Source organism: Nicoliella lavandulae (assembly GCF_037546185.1).
Classification (GTDB): Bacteria; Bacillota; Bacilli; order Lactobacillales; family Lactobacillaceae; genus Nicoliella; species Nicoliella lavandulae.
This window is the reverse complement of record NZ_JAWMWH010000001.1, coordinates 217,512-237,490: the sequence shown is the minus strand read 5'-3', so window position 1 is coordinate 237,490 and position 19,979 is coordinate 217,512. Positions and strand designations below refer to the sequence as shown.

Here is a 19,979-nt window from a genome sequence, read left to right as displayed (position 1 = left end):
AATAACGTTTAACAGGAAGGTGCAATACTAATGGGATCAAAAGCTAATAAAAAACATTCATCAGCTAGCAATACCATATCGATGATGGCTAATGATGTGCTAGCCGGATTTAGCGGTATTGATAGGCAGTATCGGCAATCAGCCAAACGTGCAATCGATAGCGTCGTTGAATCCATGGGTGCTGACTTGGCCCATTCGGATAATCAATCTGCAGCTATCAAGTCACTTACATCAAAATCAGTGTCCTTAGTTAGCGCAACTGCTCGTTCAGTGGTTGCGGATTTTGCTAAGGATACCATTTCTAGTGCCACTAGCTCTGCTAGCGTTCGAGCTGATGAATTAGATGCGACCGCACAAAGTAGTGCTACGGTTGCCATTTCTTATTTCTCAGGTTCAGCCTATGGCGAAGTGTCTAACTATGCGACCCCATCTGAAGCCGCTTCTGGAATGGCTAATTTTGCCACTTCTTTGGATAGTGCGATTAATAATGCGACGTTCTCATCCGCTAGTCGGGTGGTTAACGATACCGCCGACGCCCTATATCGAAAGGCAACTGCATTAGGCTCATCAGCATCTGATGTTGCTCACTCCGCGCTTTCTAGTGCGGTGGTTGCCATCGTTGCTGATATCAACAAACACGCTAGCGACATTGATAGTGCGGGTTCACTGGCTCATTCAGGGACTTCCTATCTAAACTCCCTAGTTAATAGTGTCACGGTGGACTCCGCGAACCATGAAGTTGCGACAACTTATCACCGGTTCAAGGATGACTTAAATCAAGTGAGTGACTCCGTGGCCCAAAGTGCCTTGGGTGCAATTGAAAACGTAGTGGCACCGGCTTACGAATCAATTAAGGGCAATGCCTTTAATCCAGATAGTGCCAGCCACAATGCGGTTTCAGCAGTTAGTGCCATGAACTCCATCTTTACCAGCTACGGCCATGACTTAATTGCCGCTGGGATTAATGAATATACTAAAGCCGCCCACAATAACGTGGACTATTTAACTGGCTATGATTTAGCTAACGCCAATAGCTTAGTCGCAAGTGCTGCTGATTCAGCATTTGCTGCAGCCGATAATATCGACGCGAATGCTTCAGATGCCGTGAACCGCTTTTACAGCTTAATTCCAGTTGCATCAGCTGCCATTGAATCCGTTGCGCATTCCGTTAACGCTAGTTATGCGGATGCTAATTTAAGTGCGGCCGCTACTAGTGCCCAAAGTGCTGTTCAACGGGTATCCAATGATCAACAAGCATTAGCAACAACGCAAATCAACCAATACTTAGATCAACTTCGGACTCAGATTAACGGTTTGTTAGACCAACCAGAATTAATGCGTTCGACATTACGTTCTGGGGTAAACACCGTGACATCAATTGCTGATCAAGCCGTGCAAGGGGATTCCTATGCTTCTGCTTGGCAATCAGTAGACTCAGCGGCCCAAGCTGCTGATGATCAATTAAACTTACTTAGTGGCGATGCTTACTCCAATGCAGCGAGTGCGGTTAACCGCGCAACTACGCAAGCGTACAAAGAATTAGACATTAGTAAGGATAATCAAACCCAATTAGGGCGGATTGGGATGCAAATCAGCACCACGATCGATCAAGTGATTAATAGTTATGCGACTTCAGCTGCGTTTGACCAATTAAGTCAGGCTGCTGATCAAGCTGACTCCATGATCGACCAACTAAGCAACGTGGCTGATCAATCCAATGCTGCTAGTACCGTGGCTGAACTCCACACTACGATCAAGCGGTCCATCCAATTATCACCAGACGTACAATTAACAACGAATTCTGGTGTGGCAGAACTAAAGTCAACGGCTTATTCTCTAGTTGCCAATGACCCCACCGTCTCTGCTTACTATGCGGTCCAAAGTGCATTTAGCTCCGCTGCTGATAAGGCGGTTTATTTAAATGCGGCCCAACGTGCCAATGCGGATAGTGAATTTAACGGCGTCATGGTACACGCTAGTTCCGCTATGAACGATGACATTGGAAATGCCAATGCGTTGACTCAAGATGTGGCCAATGCATCTGGAGCCATGGATGAAATCGTTAACCGCTACAACGTTAACTCTGCTCAATCTGAAATGGGTTCACTAGCCCAAAGTGCGCACCATCAAATGCGTCACATTGCAGACTCTGAAGTTTCAACGCAAGCTTCCCAAGCCGTTGTGATGATTCAAGATTCATTAACGGCGACTTTGAACCGGGCATCTGATCGGATTACCACCATTTCACTTGCCATGAGTTCTGCGTACTCATCCGTAGATAGCATTACTGCGCGCTACATCGGAACTGACGTAGCAGCATCTGCTTACGCGAGTGTGGATAGCATTGCCAGTGCGGCATATTCTGATGCTGCGCGGTTCAATGACCATAATCGGAACAACGCAAGTAGCGAAGTAGCTAAGCAAATTATGAATGCGGAACACAACTTAGCTTCCACGCACGACCACGTCCAAGTCGCACGGCAAGCGAACCAAACGATTACATCGATCTTAAATCGGTACATGTTTGCCAACGCCAAGGCAACGTTGAACCAAATCCAAGCCGATGCTATTAAGCGGCTTACTGATTTAAAGATTACTGATGATGCCGCAGTTGCGAAAATCAAAGCGATTATTGCAAATTCACAAACTGAAATTGCCAAAGATGCCAAGTCATCAGCCGTCGTTGACTTAGACTTACACAATGCACACCAAAAGGTATCCGCAGTGTTAAGTGACACCATTGATCAAAATCCAGTGGCTTCTGCTGCGGTTAAATTACATTCCAATGCGGCTACATTATTATCAGAACGGTCTGCTGCAAACTTTGACTACGCCAACTTTAGTAGTGCGGTCAATAAGACCACTCATGATGCTGAACATACAGCGGGCTTAGTTGATAACGATAGTGCCGTTGAAGAAATCACTAGTCTTGCGATTGGTGAAAATGGCAGTCACTTTGGTTCCAACGTTTCCGCTTCAGCCATGAATGGGGTGGCGATTGCTGCCGATGACATGAAGGCCCAATTGAACCACTTTGGGTTGAACTTAGACGTTACGATTCAAACCATTTTAGATAAGTACAAGGGCATCATTGATGCAGATCAACAACACCCAGCATTTGCTGATTTAGACCGGCGGAATGCAGAAGCTGAACTAAAGCGGCACTTGCTCGATGCGTTAAATGAACAACCAAAGATTGCTGCGCGGTATCAAATTGACCAAACGGTTGCTTCCGCCAGCGCCTTGATGAATCAATATATTGATGATCAATTAGGCTTTAAGCGAGATGTTTACCGGATCACGAGCGGCCTCAGTGACAAATTAAGTGCTGCCGATGATCAAACGATGGCATCCATTGCCGCTAGTGCCAACAGTGGCATTGCCGCCGTGGCGCATTCTCACATTGCCTCTGATGCATTACACCAAATTAGTGCAGCGGCTAGTTCAGCCAACAGTCAAGTGGCAACGATTAACGATACATCCAAATTGATCGATGCCCGTAACGTCATTAATTCCACGACGAATGATGGAACTTCATTGGTTCAAGCCGACCAAGCATTCCCAACGGTGGTTGCTACCGATGTACAAAATACTAGTTCCGCATTAGCTTCATTAGCTGCTGCTGCAGTTAGCGATGACTTTGTAGCATCTGCTACGTCTACGGTAGCCTCATACGCTGATAGTGCAGCCAATCGGTTGTCAATTTATGACCAACCATCGATTAGCTACCAAAGTGCGGTTGCTAGTTTGACAGATCAATTGGCTACGGAACTTAAAACGGCCAGCAATGCGGAAGCCTTTGATCCTAAGTTAGAGGCTTTCACTCTCGAATTAGATACGCTTACGAACCGGTTCGTAAAAACGGCCGTTAATGCCAAAATCAAATCAGCAATGGATGCGGCAAGCAAGCGCTTAGCAGTGATTGAAAACCCATCTGCTGCTGAACCACAATTGTACGCAATTGCTTCTGGGATCAACATTGAATTAAATAATGATATTAAAAACCCAGCACTATTAAATACTGACATTAACAACGTGTTGGAAGATATTGAAGCCTTTGCCGATCAAACGATTGCTGATGATCAAAAGGCAATTGCTGCTACGAAGGTCAATGCATCCGTTCAAAGCGCTAATCGCATGGCGGATGAAATTTCCGGTAGCATTGCCGCCAACTTAAATAGTGAAGTGGCAAAGGCGCACAGTAGCTATGCTGATCAATTAGCAACGACCACGTCAGTATCAGAAGTTACATCCCATGCCATTGAAACAATCGATGACATTACTGGTAACTACGTTGAAGCATATGCTAACGACTTAATTAATAACGCGGCACAAAAAATTCGTCACCAAGCCAGCGCTTATTTAGGTGTGGACATGAACGCCCTTGAGAACCAATTACAAGGCGTAGTAAGTGATGCTGCACAAACGATTCAACAAGATCATCATGACTTATCACTTTCATTATTAGATGCTAATAATGCGATTGAAAAGTTATACCAAATTTTACGTTCATCCGTTGCTGCCAATGAAGTAGCGGACCAACAATACCATATTGACCGCTTGAAGCGTTCTGCTACGGCTGCCGCTGGTCAAATGGACAGCTTAGCTTCTGCTAACATGAGTAGTGCGTTAAACCACGTAGTCAGTGTGGCTGATGGCCAACCAACCGTCGCCAGTGCTCAAATGGCAAACGTTGTTAACTCCTACCACGCTTCCGTGGCTCAATCTCAAGTGAGTGCAGCGGCCAACGATGCGCATAAACAAGTATTACAACTAAGCAACGTAACTAAGGTTAGTACGTCTGCTGCCATCAATAGTGTGGTTAGCTCCATTAATGCTGAGATCAGTGCGGACCAAGCTCAACCTAGTTATACTGCCTTGGATGCCCAAGATGGTATCAAGGCCATTGATACGTTACTTTCATCAGCAGTGGACAAGGATTCAGCGGCTTCATTAGCTAGTGTTGCCACTAGTTTGACCAATTCTGCTTACGCTAGAATGGGCTCCATGAATGAATCTGAATCATTAGTTGCTGCAAATCAAATTCAACAATTAGTGGACAGAGCTGCCGGGACTTCTAGCCCAATGCCAACACTTGCGGACAAGATCAATACGTTTGCTAATCACTACATCTTAGATTCAGCGCAAGCTAAGTTAGATTCAGCATCCACGATGGTGCGGAACCAATTAAGCACCAGTGATAACCGGGCTGATGCTTATTCAGCAATCGATGAAAGCTTAACGACTGCGAAGAACAACGTCTTAAAGGACATTGAAAAGCCAGCTTACCTAGCCCTTGATATCGAAAACGGGTTAGCCCAATTGAATGCAATTGTGGATAAGTACCAAACGGACTTAGTAGCCAAACAAGTTACTGCCATTGATGGTAAGGCTGATTCATTAGCTAGCCTAGCGGTTGCAACTGGCTATGCTGATCATGCCAACGTAAGCAGTGCGGCTGCTAGTGTTGCCCGTCAATTTACTAGTGAAGCCTTTGCAGTTGGTAAGCAACGCCAATCCTTGAGTTCAGTAGCAGCTGCTGTTGATCACAAGTTAGCAACGATCAAACAATCATTTGTAGCTGATTCTGCAATCTCAGTAATGCAAGCTGCCGTTAATAGTGCGGCTGCCTACACGGGCAAGATTGCTGACCATGACTATCAACAACAACTTAAGACTCAAATCAATGGGGTTGCTGATAGTTTTAAACAGTTAATCCAAAGTGATACCAATGACTTATCACTAGCATCATTAGACGCCAATAATGCAGTATTAGAAATTAACCGAATTGCTACTCAAGCTGTTGATAACGACCAAATTGCATCCGCTAGCTACGATATTAAGAATGCTGCTGATGCAGTCTTTAGCAACGCCAACTTAATGACCAGTAGCCAAGCTGACAACTATGCAAGTGCAATTGCTAGCGTGACGGATTCATTCCAAGCTGATCAATTGAATGGAAACGATGACCAAACGATCACGTCATTTGTGGGGTCAGTTAAGGCTGGGTTGACTAGTGTTGCTAATCAATACTATGGCAACTGGGCTCATAGTGCCGTTAGTTATGCTACCGACTCATTATTGAACGAAGCTAGTCGTTACAACGAAGAAGTCCGTAACCGGGCTAGTCAACGGGCAGTCAAAGCTCAAACTGACTTTAACGGTCAATTTGCGTTGGACAGTGCCAATGCTGACTTAATCGTCTTAGATGCACAAAACGCAGTTAGTGCCATTAGTTCTGCTGCTTCTGAAGCGGCTTACAATGACTCAATTGCATTTGCCAACTCTGCCATTAGTGATCAAATTAGTAGTGCGAACTCCGTCTTGACCGATATCATGGGCCGGACTGACAGTACTGCTGATATGCAAATGGATAGTGTGGCTAACCAAGCCAACGAAAAATTAGGCTCAGTATACAGTAACTTAAACGCCGTCATGATGGTCATCAACTCTGCTTCTTCGGCCATGAGCACTATTGCCAATGGGGTCGTTGCTAGTTCGGCACGGGCTACCGTTACCAGTGCTGCTGATTCATTAATGTCAGATGCCACCCACTTAATTAGTGACAGTAACAGCCAAGTTACGTTGATCAGTTCAATTAAGGATGCGGCCGATAGTCTAGCAACTCAAATTGATAACCATTCTAACTACCCAGTGACGGTTTCAATGGAAACCACTTCCGGGTTATCAACCATTACTAGCTCTGCAGTGAACCAATTTAAGCAAAATGCCGCTGCTAGTGCTGAAATTGCATTACGGGACCTATCGGCTTCTGCTGCCAGTCACGTGGGACCATTGGATTCATTGGCCAGCGCGAACTTTAGTAGTGCCGTCGGTAGTATCAATGCCCGGACCAGTGCCTTTTTATCTGATCAATTGGATAACCCAGCCCGGGTAACCGACGAAATCGATTATGCAGGACAAGAAATTGACAAGTTAGTAACCCGTGCGGTTGCTGATTCAGCGCAACAATTAATCGATACGGAAACTGCCGCCGTGCGTTCTGACATGGCACTAATCGCTAATGATGACCAACGGAGTCAAGCAACAAGTACCATTAAAGCTACCATTACCGGTGCTAATTCAATGGTCAATAGTGATGCGTTCGATTATCACCTAGCTAGTTTGGACGCCTCCAATGCCGTTGCTACGGTTCATTCAATCGCAGCGGCTGCCTTTAGTGCGGACTCAGCAGCCAGTCAAGCGCTCTTCAACCGGGCTGCATTAGCATCAGCGCATGCTAAATTAGGTTCACTATCGAGTCGTCAATCAACCACGTTTGATAGTCAAATTGCGGCTTTAGATGCTAATCAACCTGCTGATTACCAAGCGGGCTTAAACTCAATTGCCAACCAATTTATCAAACTATCTGCTAACGCAGTGGTTGACCAAACGGTAAGTAGTGCAGCTGACCGGGCTAAGGCCATCAGTGATAATAACAACAAGCATAGCTTACTTCAGATGGTTAGTGCGACTGCTGAACAGGCTAGTGCTGCCATTGAAATGGATGCCAATCATTCTCAATTTGCTTCGCTTGATGCCAACAACGCGGTTAGTTCCGTGGCGGCATTAGTGAACGATGCCATTGAACGCGACCCCGTTGCATCAGCTAGCGTATCTATCGAACGGGCTGCTAGTTCCGTTACCGACCGGATGACTACGCTTAGTGCTGATCAACACCTCCGCTTCAATAAGCAAATTGAAAAGATTACGTTGAACGCCAACGTTTCATTGATTGGTCCATTTGCGGATAAGAACAACGTGATCAGCAATGCTGCTGCTCAAATGAATAGTGTTGCCAACAGTTACATGTTGCGGTCGGCTTATAGTGCGGTCAATGCACTAGCTTCATCAGCCAACTACCAACTTCGTGACTTAAGTGCTAACGATTCACTAAACGTTAAGACCAAGATCGACAGTGCCATCAGCTCAGCTGATTCTCAAATCAGTGCCCACAGTATGTCCACTTCACTAGTGGCCGATGCTGTGAATGCGGCTGCGAACGTAGTTGATAACTTAACCAGTACCGCAGTGACTGATTCACCAATTGCGGCCGCTAAGTCTAGCTTGGCCTCCGTCCAAAGTTCCGCCACTACGATTGCTGATTCCTTTACGGGTCGCAACGCTGCTAACTTTAACAGTGAAATCGCCAGTGTTGCTAACAGTGCCATTAGTCAATTTACGGCTGATGATGCGACTGCGAACCAACAAGCATTGCAAAATGCCGCGCAAGTAATGCGCAATACGGCGAATTTCCATGCGGCTAAGGGTGCGATTGCTCAAGTTAAGCAAGCCGCAACCGATGCTGAACATACCATCCAACGCTTAGCTGACATTCAACAACGTAATGACGCCTTAACTAAGGTAGCGGATCAATTAGATTACTACCGGACGATGATTCAAAACGATACTAATAATCTCGCGTTGATTAACTTAGACGTTTTAAACGCCCGGAAGCAATTTGCTGCCATTACTAAGGCGGCCGTGCAAAATGATTACGTTGCTAGTGCGATGGCTCAATTAGACCACCATGCCAGCTCAATGGCCGTTGAAGCGGGTGACTTTACGTCCCTTGCTAGTGCCAACATGAGCAGTGCGGTCAATGATATTAACAGCCAAGCAGCTGCTGCTATGCACTCAGTTAGTGATCAACCAAGCTCAGTTGTGGATGCAATGAACTCCGCCGTTAGTGAAATGGATGCATTGTTTGAAAAGAACGTGGTGAACTCAGCTACGGCTGAATTAGCCAATGTGCGTTCCGCTATTGATGACCGACTCAGCGGCATTAATGACAGTAACTTCATGGATTCACTTCACAATGAAATGGCAACGATTCAAGCATATACGACTAAGCAAATCCTAACGGACGCTTACTCCCAACCATTCGTGCAATTGGACTTATCAAATGCTCAATCAGCATTTAACCGGGTAACAACCAGTGCGGTGAATAACCAACCAGTTGCCAGTGCGACGTATCAAGTAACTTCACTAGTTGCTGATGCTAGCCGGCGGGCAGCAAACCTAACGGGAAGTCTAGCTGCTAACTTTAGTAGTGCGGTCAAGAGTGTTGCCAGACAAGCCAACGATGCGGCAGCACAACACACTGATCAACACGCCTTAGATACGATTACGAGTGCTACCAACCAAGAAATTAACTCAACGGTAAGCAACTACCTAACGCGTTCTGCTTATGATCATCTACAATCGACTACGAGTGCAGCTAATTCAGCAATGCAAATGGTTGATGATCAAACGAAGTTGGATGCAACCAAGGAAATCAATACAATTGCTAGTTCCGTGGCTCAAATGATCAGTGCCGATGCTAGTGACGACCAATTGATCAGCTTAGACGTTAAGGAAGGGAATCAATCCATTACTAGCTATGCTGATTCAGTGGTCGCTAGTCAACCGGTTGCTAGTGCTAGTTCCGTGATCAATTCAACAGCTAGTTTTGCAATGCAACGGGTTCAAGGACTAGATTCATTTGCCGCTGCTAACTTAAGCAGTGCTATGAACCGCTTTAAGAAGCAAGCAACGGCTAGCTTAGCAGTGCGTGGCATTGATGAACCAACGGTTAGTGGGATTCAATCCAGCACGGTTAGTTCAATGAACGATATTGCGGACAGCTATGTTGCAAGTTCCGCTAGTCAATTGATCAGTCACGCAACTTCTTCTGCCGATGCAGTGATCAAGCAGTTCAACAATGAAACGGCTGCTTCAACGGCTAGTGCTTCGATCGACCGGGCATTGAATTCAGTTGCGACTGCCTTTGCGCAAGACCGTGATAATGCCGAATTAATGGCTCTTGACGCGGCAAATGCGATTGATTCGATTCATTCCGCAGCGCAATTTATCACCACGACGGATGAAATCGTTTCCGGAAACATCTTCCTAAGTAACACTGCCGATTCCGCTTATGCCGCAACGGCTGGGCTAGGTGAAACGATTAAATTAAACAAACAAATCCATGATGTGTTAACGGATGCTAACCAACACCTTGGGGATGGCGATAATGTCGACTTAGTTGTAAATAATGCTACGCGCGATATTAAGACCTTCACCACTGACTTTGTAATGCATGCGGCTGAACAACAATTATCAACATTAGTCAGTGCGGCTGATGAACAATTGAGCCACTTGCTCAATAGTGATGATTACGAATCAGCGCAAGAAAACATCAATAACTTTGTTAGTCATGCTAAGGCAACGTTAGACAAGGATTCACATGATGGAGAACTAATCAAGCTTGATTTGATGAACATCGAAACGCAAATCGACCAATTAGTTCAATCATTGATCCAAGACCAACCACAAGCAGTAATGCTTAGTGAAGTTGCTAGTCACGCCAGTGCAGCGGTGCAACAACAATTTAGTGCCGCTAATGACGATGACTACTTGAACTTTAGTAGTGCGGTTAACCATGTGGTCAGCGACTTTGAAAATAATCCAGACCGCAATGGCAACCCAATTTTCAAGGAACAAGCCTTTACTGATATTCACCTATTGACGCAATCATATGTTGCTAGTCAAGCCATGGATACGGTGAACCGGCAAGTCCAAAGCCTTGATGGTCAAATCAAGGACTTAAGTAACTTTGTGACCCAATCATCTGCATATAGTGCAGTGCATCAAATCGCAAGTAATGCTGAAAAGAGTATCAATAGCGATATTGCTGACTTTGCAGCTGTATCATTGGATACTGATAATGCCATTAGTTCTGCTAATACGGTCTTAGACCAAGCGGTAGCTAATGATTCCATTGCTGCTGGTAAGCGGGTCGTAAGCAGTGCTTATGCCAGTGCCGCTAGTTTTGCCACGAACCTAAGTCGCGATGACCAAATCGAATTTAGTTTAGCCGTGGCTAGTCAATCAGCATCAACATCATTTGGTGCCGATGCTGACAACAGTGCCTTAGCTAGTTCTGCTACCAGTGCAGTTACGTCAATGATTGATCAATATGTAGTGACCTATGCGAATAATGCCATTGATAATCAAGCGCAAGTTTCAATTGATAATATCAAGCATATTACTGATCCAGACCGGCGCAGCGAATACATTGGCATCCTAAATAACGTCATTACTGACTTGAAGCAAAATATCAGCAGTGATAGTGCCGACGCTACGTTAGTGGATGTGGATGTCCAAAATGGAATTAATACGTTGGACAGCTTAGCTGATTCAATGGTCCGGAGCGAACCGGGCGCTGCTGGTCAATACATTATTTCCAGTGCCGCAAACTCAGCATTAGATAGTATGGCGGTCGGCACCCAATTTGATGAAGCTAACTTTACCAGTGCCATCAATAGTGTTGCCAACCAAGCCAGCCTATCAGTTAGCTTAGTAAGTAAGAACTTGACGCTGGTTAATCGGGCCGCTAATTCTTCATCGAACCGGATGAACCAATTAGCCATTGATTACCGTGAATCACTAGCCCAAGTTAACTTAGGCAGTGCCTATGCATCTGCTGCGCAAATCGCAGCTCAATTAAGTGATGCTGATCAAAAATCAACAACGAACTCAGAATTACGCTCAGCTAGTCAACACTACAGTTCATTGATCAGTACTGATGCTTACAGTGCTGGTTACGTGGACTTAGACTTACGGAACGGAATTGATCAATTCAATACCACCATCAAGACGGCAACGCTATCTGATCCAACGGTAGCCACTAGTTTAGCCTTAGCACAAACGGTTAGCGAAGAAGCAAGTCGGCTAGCGCACCTACCAACTAGTGCGGGTGCAAACTTTGCTAGTGCTGCTACCAGTGCCGCTAGTCAAACTAACGGTTTAGTTTCATACGCGGCTAGTGATGCCCCATTAGTATCAACTGCTACTAGTTCCACGACTTCATTGTTAGCTAAGTTAGCTGACGATTACCTAGTGGATGCGGCGAAGAGTACGATTGCTTCCGTTACCGATAATGCAACGGAACGCCTAAGTCTCTTTGCGGATCAAAGCGTTCGTAGTGATGTGCAAAACGGGTTGGATTCAATTCAATCCGCTGCTCTCGATACGATTGCTGCTGATGCTACCAATGATGATTTACTAGCATTAGATATTCGTAACGTTCAACGCAATCTGGATTCACTAGTAGATGAAGCAATCAGTCATGACATTTATGCGACTGCGAACCAACACGTAAAATCAGTGGCAGATTCATTAATTGCATCTACGGTAATTGATAACGACCACGAAGCATTACGGATGCAACTAGAAATGCAACGCATCGCTGATAAGGCGACGAGCGACATTACTAGTGCGGGGATGAACAATGACTTGATCAACGCAACGGTTGATTCGACTGCTGCTGTCATGAACAGTGTAGCGAACCAATTTGCAGTCAGTGATGCTCACCAACACATTGCATCACTAGCAAGCAGCGTGAATGCTGAATTAAGTGGCATTGACCAAGCAAGTGCTGCTGATCAATCCACGACGGTTGAACGGCTTACTAATTCGTTGAACCAACAAATTGATCAATATCAACACGACCGTGATGCACGAGGATTGGTATTGCGCAAGGGTCAAGCTCAATTAGACTCACTTGCATCCAGTGTAATCAATGCAGCACCAAAGGCGTTTGCTAGTTCTGCGGTAGCTTCCTTTGCTGCGGCTAATGGTCAAATTGGTGCCGCTCTAAGCGGTAGTAACCAAGCCAACTTTACCAGTGAAGTTGCCGCCTTGAAGCAAAATGCGGATGCTAACGTGCAACGATTAGTAGTTGATTCCCAAGCGGCCAATGATTTAATTGATTCTGCTGCAGAACAATTCTCCCAAGTTGCTCGTAAGTACGTAGCCAATGCAGGATATGCTTCCTTGAATGCTGCGGTAAGTGCAACCACGCAACAATTGAACCGCTTTGGGTTAGTTGATGATGACGTTAATGCCACAATGAACGGCATTATTCGTGAATTCAACAGTATGGTCGACAGTGATGCTGATAACTATGCTACGGTGCGCCTCGACTGCCAAAACGCTAGTCATACCATGCAACAATTTGTAGACGACGTGACAGCTGGTAACCAAGTAGCATCAGATAAGTTAGCATTACAGTCCGTTGCTGATTCAGCAACCAATAGTATTGGTTCCATTAGCGATTCACGGGCAGCTGCTAACTTCAGTAGTGCTGTTAACTCAGTTATTTCTCATGCTTATTCAGCAACTGATCAATCCGTTACGAATAATGATTCAATTGCAGCGCAACTTTCAAGCGTGCAAAATGATATTACCCAAATTGCTGACCGCTATGTTAATAGTTCGGCGAATGCTGAAAATGACCAAGCGTTTAGTAGTGCCAGTCAGTTAACGATGTCGTTGGCTGCGGGGGATGAAGTTAACGCTTCATTGAGTTCGGTTCATAACTCATACCGTAACTTGATCAATAAGGACTTTAAGGTCAGTGCATTTGCGTCACTTGATGCTGATAATGCGTCAATGGCGCTAGCTAAGTTAGCGCTATCCGCCGTGAATGCGCAGCCACAAGCTGCCGTTCAATATCAAATCGAACGGTTTGCTGCTCAAACTTCAGCAGTGGCTAAGCAATTCGATGCGGATGACCAAATTCGCTTTAGTAGTGCGGTCGCTCAAGTAGTTAGTTCAGCTGCTCAATTAAGTGTTACTGAACCACAACAAGTGAGTGCGACTGCGGCTAGCGTAATGCACCAAATCGATTCGATTGCTAACCACTTCATTGGTAAACGGGCAATCGAACACGTGGACCAAGTGGCAGCCAGTGCTAGTCAACGGGTTGCGTTATTGCACAATGATGCGGCAAATGCCGTATTGAAGAGTGCCATGGCCCATGCTACCAACCAAATTATTAGTAACTCCGCTAATTCAATGGCTACTTCACTATATGCTTATGATGGCATTACCGCGGCTAACTCATATGCAGATAGCTTAATTGCGGACCAACCATTTGCAAGTGCAGTGGATTCATTGAATCAACTAGTGGATGCAACCACCAGAGACGTGTTAATGAGCGATAGCTTAGCTGACATGAACTTCTTAAGTGCGGTTGCGAAAACTAGTAAACAAGCGGTTAGTCAAATGCGGGCTGATGATTCAGTTGTTGACCACGCTGGTATTGCCGCCAGTGCAGCGACTGCAATTACTTCCATCGCCCATCAATACACGAATGACTCCGCTAGTGAATTAATCAATCAAGCGGCAACTTCAGCAATGACAATGATCAATGGTATCAAGAATAACGTAGCGCGGTCTCAAGCTGCTAACTGGATCAATAATGAAACCAGTGCGGCTAGCGAAGTTATCGCTAAGGACGTAGCAAACGATTCATTGATTGCCTTAGACATTGATAACGGCCGCTTAGCAATTCAATCCGTAGTGGACCAAGCGTTAGCTGACGATGCCAGCGTAGCATTTAGTCGCCTAATGACAAGTGCTGCTGCTAGTGCATCGGCTCAAACGGCAGCGTTGACCGGAAGTTTAGCTGCTAATTATGATAGCGACTTTGCCCGGGTAACGAAGTCATTACAAGCAGCTAACACCTCATTAACGGATGTAAATGCAAGTGTGGTTGCTAGCGTTAATGACACGATCAGTAGCGTTACAAGTAAGTACGTAGAAAAGTCTGCGGATGCGATGATCGATTCATTTGCTGCTGATATTCAACAACAAGTACAATTAGCTGATAATGAACAACAACAGGTTCAATTTATTGCGAACCGGGCTAAGCAGTTCATTCAAAACGATGCCCATGATCATAAGTTGGCAGCTTTAGATGCTACTAATGCCATTGGTCAATTGGTCGGCGTCAGAGATACAGCGTTAGCACAAAATCCAGCCGCTGCCTTAGACTTGCAATTAATCAGCCAAGCTAGTTCTGCCAGTGCGAAGGTTGGGAAGATGGATACGCATAGTGCTGCTAACTTCAGTAGTGCTGCCGATCGGATTGCCAACGGGACTAAGACGCAAATCGCAACCTTTAGCAATCACGATGTAGCCATCGCGAGTGCCGCAAGTGCGATGAATAGTCTGGCTAATGACTACATCTTAGACTCAGCGGTTAAGTCATTAGGATCGATTGTTGACTCTGCCAACGCTAAGACGGCTATGGTAGCTAGTTATGCCAGTGCTGAACAAGCAATTAGCAGTGCTGCTAGTGTAACGAGCGCAGCAATTGTAGCTAATCAAAACGAATCAGATGTTGTGGCATTACTATTGGATGAAGTGGCGAGCCAAGCTAACTATATTGCCATCAATGCGATCAATGCTGATCCAAAGGCATCGGCATTGGCCTCAATTGATCAGACTGCAGATTCATTGCTTAGTGATGCTGAATTATCAGGCCATGCTAAGCATTCATATGCATCTGTTCACGCTAGCATCGCAAGTTCCGCTAGTTATGAATTAATTTCTAGTGTGGATACGGTCCAAGTCGTAACGGACGCCAAACAGGCATTAGTTCAAGCGGCAAGTCGCTTTGTAATGCAAACTGCTAATGAAATTGTAAATAAGGCCTTAGATATCGCCAATAACCAAGCGGTTGAAATTGATGATATTCATAGCCGGAACCAAACGATTTCTGCAATCGGTGCGGAAACTAGTAAGGCGCGGAAACTAATCCAACAAGACGGCTATAATTCATTCTTTGCATACTTGGATGCACAAAATGCAGCCGTTAAGATTGCTAAGGTTACGCAACGCGCAGTTAAATCAGATGCTGTTGCCAGTGCCATCATTGCCGTGGCTAAGGCAGCCGATGATGTAGTTGCGAAGTTGAAACCATTGATCGATCCAAACGAAGAATTTAGATTAAACAACCGGATTCTAAACATTGTGGATCAAACCAACCGTTCCATCAGTGCGGCTGCTGGTAACGCTGATACAATTGGCCAACGGGCTAGTTCAGCCAATGCTGAATTTAACTCCATTGCCAATAGCTATGTGGCTAATTCAGCTAACTCAATCGTTAGTTCGGTTACTGATTCGGCCTCCATTCAAGTGGAAGGATTGGATAACCAACTCGTCAGAAATGATGTGAACGAACGGGTTAACGTTATTGCAACTACGGCTAGTGATCAAATTCATGATGATGCTGCCAACGTTGCCTATGCATCCCTTGATGCTGACAATGCTTCGCTAGCCATCAGTAGTGTGGTTGCCAGTGCAGTGGCTTCTGATCCGTATGCATCTGCGAACGCAGTTATTTCAAGTCAAATTGCATCAGCAGCTGCTGATGTGGATGGTATGAACGAAGACAAACAATCTGCCTTTAGTAACGCCATCTTACAAGTGGTGGGTTCTGCGAACATGCAATTCATGAGTGCTGCGAATGATACGTCCGCCATTGCAACGATTACGGCCAACACCGTTGATCAATTGCATACTGTAGCGCGTGACTTCGTGGTTACCTCTGCTCAATCAGTAATTAATGGTGCCGCTAGTGATGCTAGTCGAATCCTTGATTCTATGTTCGATAATTCGAATGCAACGGTATACAGCTCGGTTGCCAATGTAGTGACCGAAGCCATGAATGCAGTGGCTAGTGACAGTAGTAACTTTGCTACGGTCTCATTGGATGCTTACAACGCATCGAGTGCCATTGATCAATTAGTGAAGACTAATGAAAACAGCTACGCTCATGCAATGATTGATTCCAACGCCAGTGCCCAAGCTTCGATGGCAGACGTGTTAAACGATGCCTTGAAGCCACTCGTGGTCAATGGAATCAGTCTCCATGCCAGTGCAGCCCACAGTGCGGTTAACGTCCACTTCGGCCAAGCCAAAGCTACGCTATCGGATGTTAATTCAGCAGCAAGTGCCATTAGTAGCTTGATGAATGACTACATTCAACGCGACCCAGTGGCATCTGCGCACTCAGTCGTTGCTAGTGCAGCTTCATCTGCTAATGCGAAGGCTGCGAACTTAACTGGTAACTATCTATCTGACATGAGTAATGCGGTTTCGAGTGCTGCAGTGCAAGCTAACACGTTAATTGCGATGAACCCAGCGAACTCGTTGCTCGATTCACAATTGGCTAATGATGCAGCTAGTTCAATGAATAGTTACGTTAATATGTATGAAGGCGCTGCTGCTAATGATGCAACCACTAGTTATGCTGCTTCTGCATACGCACAAATTGACGTAATGGATGATGAATTCAAGCAACTTGCAAACCATGCCGTATCAACTGAAGTTGACAAGGCTAAGCAAGCATTTGTTGATAACGCTAACGAACCGGACATGATTTTTGCCAACGTGAAGAGTGCTGCTGACAGCATGAAGTTCTTAGTTGGTAAATACGCTGCGCAAAACAGCAATGCGGTTGCTGATGCTAAGCAATCCTTTGCTGCTGATATGGACAGTATTGCCGGTGGCGTTTACAGTCAAGCCCGTGTATTGAGTATCAATAACCGTGGTCAAATTAACAGCTTGACTGGTTCAGTAGCCAACTCGGCTAACGCTAGCGTAAGTGTAGCTACTACCATTAGTAGTGTGGCTGCTACCTACCGGCGTGCTGATGCTTTAATTGGCAGTGTGGCTAACGTAGCGGTTGACTTTGCGCGTGGGACTGCGAAGGCTGAGTTAGCAAATGCTAACCAATCTGCAGACCAAGCCTTGAATACAATGGAACCAAATGCTAAACAAGCAGTGATTGCTTCGATCGATACGTTAATGGCGAACGTCCAAGCACGGATTTCCATGGCTAATAATACGGTGGCCATCGTGGATGAAGTAAACCGGTGCGTTGATCAAATTAAGCGCACGGTTAGCGATGCATTATCTGCTAACTTACGGAACATCAAGGCTGGCTACAAGGAACAAATCCTTAGTGCCGCTACGAATGCTTACCAAGGGGTTAGTGGGCTAGATGCCAATGCTCAATCATTAACTAACGCTGCCATCAGTATGGCGGCTAGTGATGCCAATGCTAATATTGATCAAACTGCCGAATTAGCTGAAATTCAAATGCTAACGAGCGCCGGAATTGCTTCAATTAATGAAGCTTCTAGCGTAGCCGTAAGCAATGTGAAGGCCAGCGGAAATTCATTTATTGCTAGTGCTGCTAACTCTGCTACGGGTCGGACCACGACCTTGGCACCAGTTGATAAGTCATTGGCTAACAGTACAATTAGTTCATTGGCGAATGTTGCCAATGCTGAATTGAATGCGGCTCGTAACGTTGCTGATGCTTCAGCTGCAATTAGTACCGGAACGAGTGCCATCAGTTCTGCTATTGACTCCACGATTGCTAGTGTAATTAGTAGTGCAATGGCAATGGCTAACAACTTGTCAGCGCAAAACGAACGGGATTCAGTCCGGCTTCAAGTTAAGAGTGCAGCGGATGCAGCATATGCATCTACGGCCAACTTAGATAGTGGTGCCGCAAGCGTGGTAAATGAATACGTTAGTCGGACGGCAAGTATTGCTGATCGGCAAATCACAGTGGCTGAAAATGAAGATGACGTGAACGAAATTGCCCGGTCCGGAATTGCAGCCCTTCACAGTGCTACTAATTCCGCTGCAGGCCTTTACACTGAAAATATTCGTTCCAGTGCTAGTTCACAAGTCGAATCAGCTGCTAACTCTGCCTTCATGTTGACCGATGCGTTCGATGAAGCAACTCGTTATTCAATGAATAAGTCAATTTCACAAATCGTGGAAGGAACTAAGATTGAATTACGGGGGACCAGCGATTCTGATCGGGCCAACAAGTTAGTTGACCTAACGATTGGTAGTTTGAACAAGTTAATTCGTGACAATGACTTTAGTAAGCTAGATGGAACTCGGGCTAGTGCTAAGGCTAAGATTAGCGTGATTGCAAATGACGTGATCGAATCCTTAGCCCACCTAAGTGCAATTGCTAAACAATCTGCTACGCGTTCTATCAATGCTGAAATTGATACGTTGAACAAGCGGGTGAACGAATCCAATAGTTCCATTGAAATTAGCAATATTGTAAAGGGTGCCAAAGATAAATTTGAAGCCCAGATCACTAGTGTGAACACCAATGAACTTAGATTATCAATTAAGGCGGCTAAGCAAGTGCTAACTAGCAATGCCGATATCGCCATTGGTAAGTTGGATCACTTGTCAGATCAAGTTCATGAATCGGGCGTATCTACCATTCATGAATTAATCGATGATGCCTTTAAGCAAATCGATGCTGCCAAGACGGTTGAAAATATTACTGAAATCAATAACAAGACCAGTAATGACATCAGTCGGGTTGCCCGTGAAGCCGTGTTAATGGATCAAAAACAATCTGCATTTGATGCTAGTCAAAATGATTCAGTTGAAGCTCCAACACCAGCTGAACCATCAAGTGCGAGTGTGGATGATAACGAACCAGTTGTGAATGCTGAATCAGATGAATTAGGGACAGCTAAACAAGCTGCGCATAATGAATTAGAACAGATTAAGCAACAAAGCGTTACTAGTCTAGCGAACGTAAATGAAATGGTTCGGGATCCAGCAATTGAAACGGTAAGCAACTTTGTTGATGACGCATTGAAACAAATCGATGGTGCTACGTCTGTAGATCAAGTGAACCGGGCCAAGAATTCAACGAGCATGAACGTTGAAAACATGATCAATGAATCGATTAAAATGAGTAACAATAATTTTGGAACTGATATTCCAGAAGTAATCAATTCACAAGGTCCAGTTTCTGATGCCCAGTCAACAGCGACATCGAGTGCTGATTCAAAACCGGCTTCTGCCCAACCAAACGTGGTTATAAAATCAGCCCAAAGTCGTGAAGACGCAATGGCTGACATTCAAAAAGCGGTCGATGACCAATTAGCTCAAATTAGCAATATTAATGAAGTGATCCTAGAACCAACTAAGGATGCGCTTCAGGAATTAGTTAATGATGCTAAACGTCAATTTGATTCAACTGATGATGCGGATCAAATTCAAGCCAATAAGACCAAGACTATTGATGATATTACCCACGTGGTCAATGAAGCTAAGGCCATGAACGATAAAATGCAATAATTAATGGTTAAATA

General features: G+C 45.2%; 1 protein-coding gene. It reads left to right on the top strand.

Features of this window, described 5'->3' with window-relative positions; translation table 11 throughout:
- Positions 1–30 precede the first annotated feature (30 nt).
- Positions 31–19,965 (top strand): hypothetical protein, encoded by a 19,935-nt coding sequence (locus tag R4146_RS01085; RefSeq protein WP_339959622.1) that lies wholly within the window; start codon positions 31–33, stop codon positions 19,963–19,965.
- Positions 19,966–19,979 lie beyond the last annotated feature (14 nt).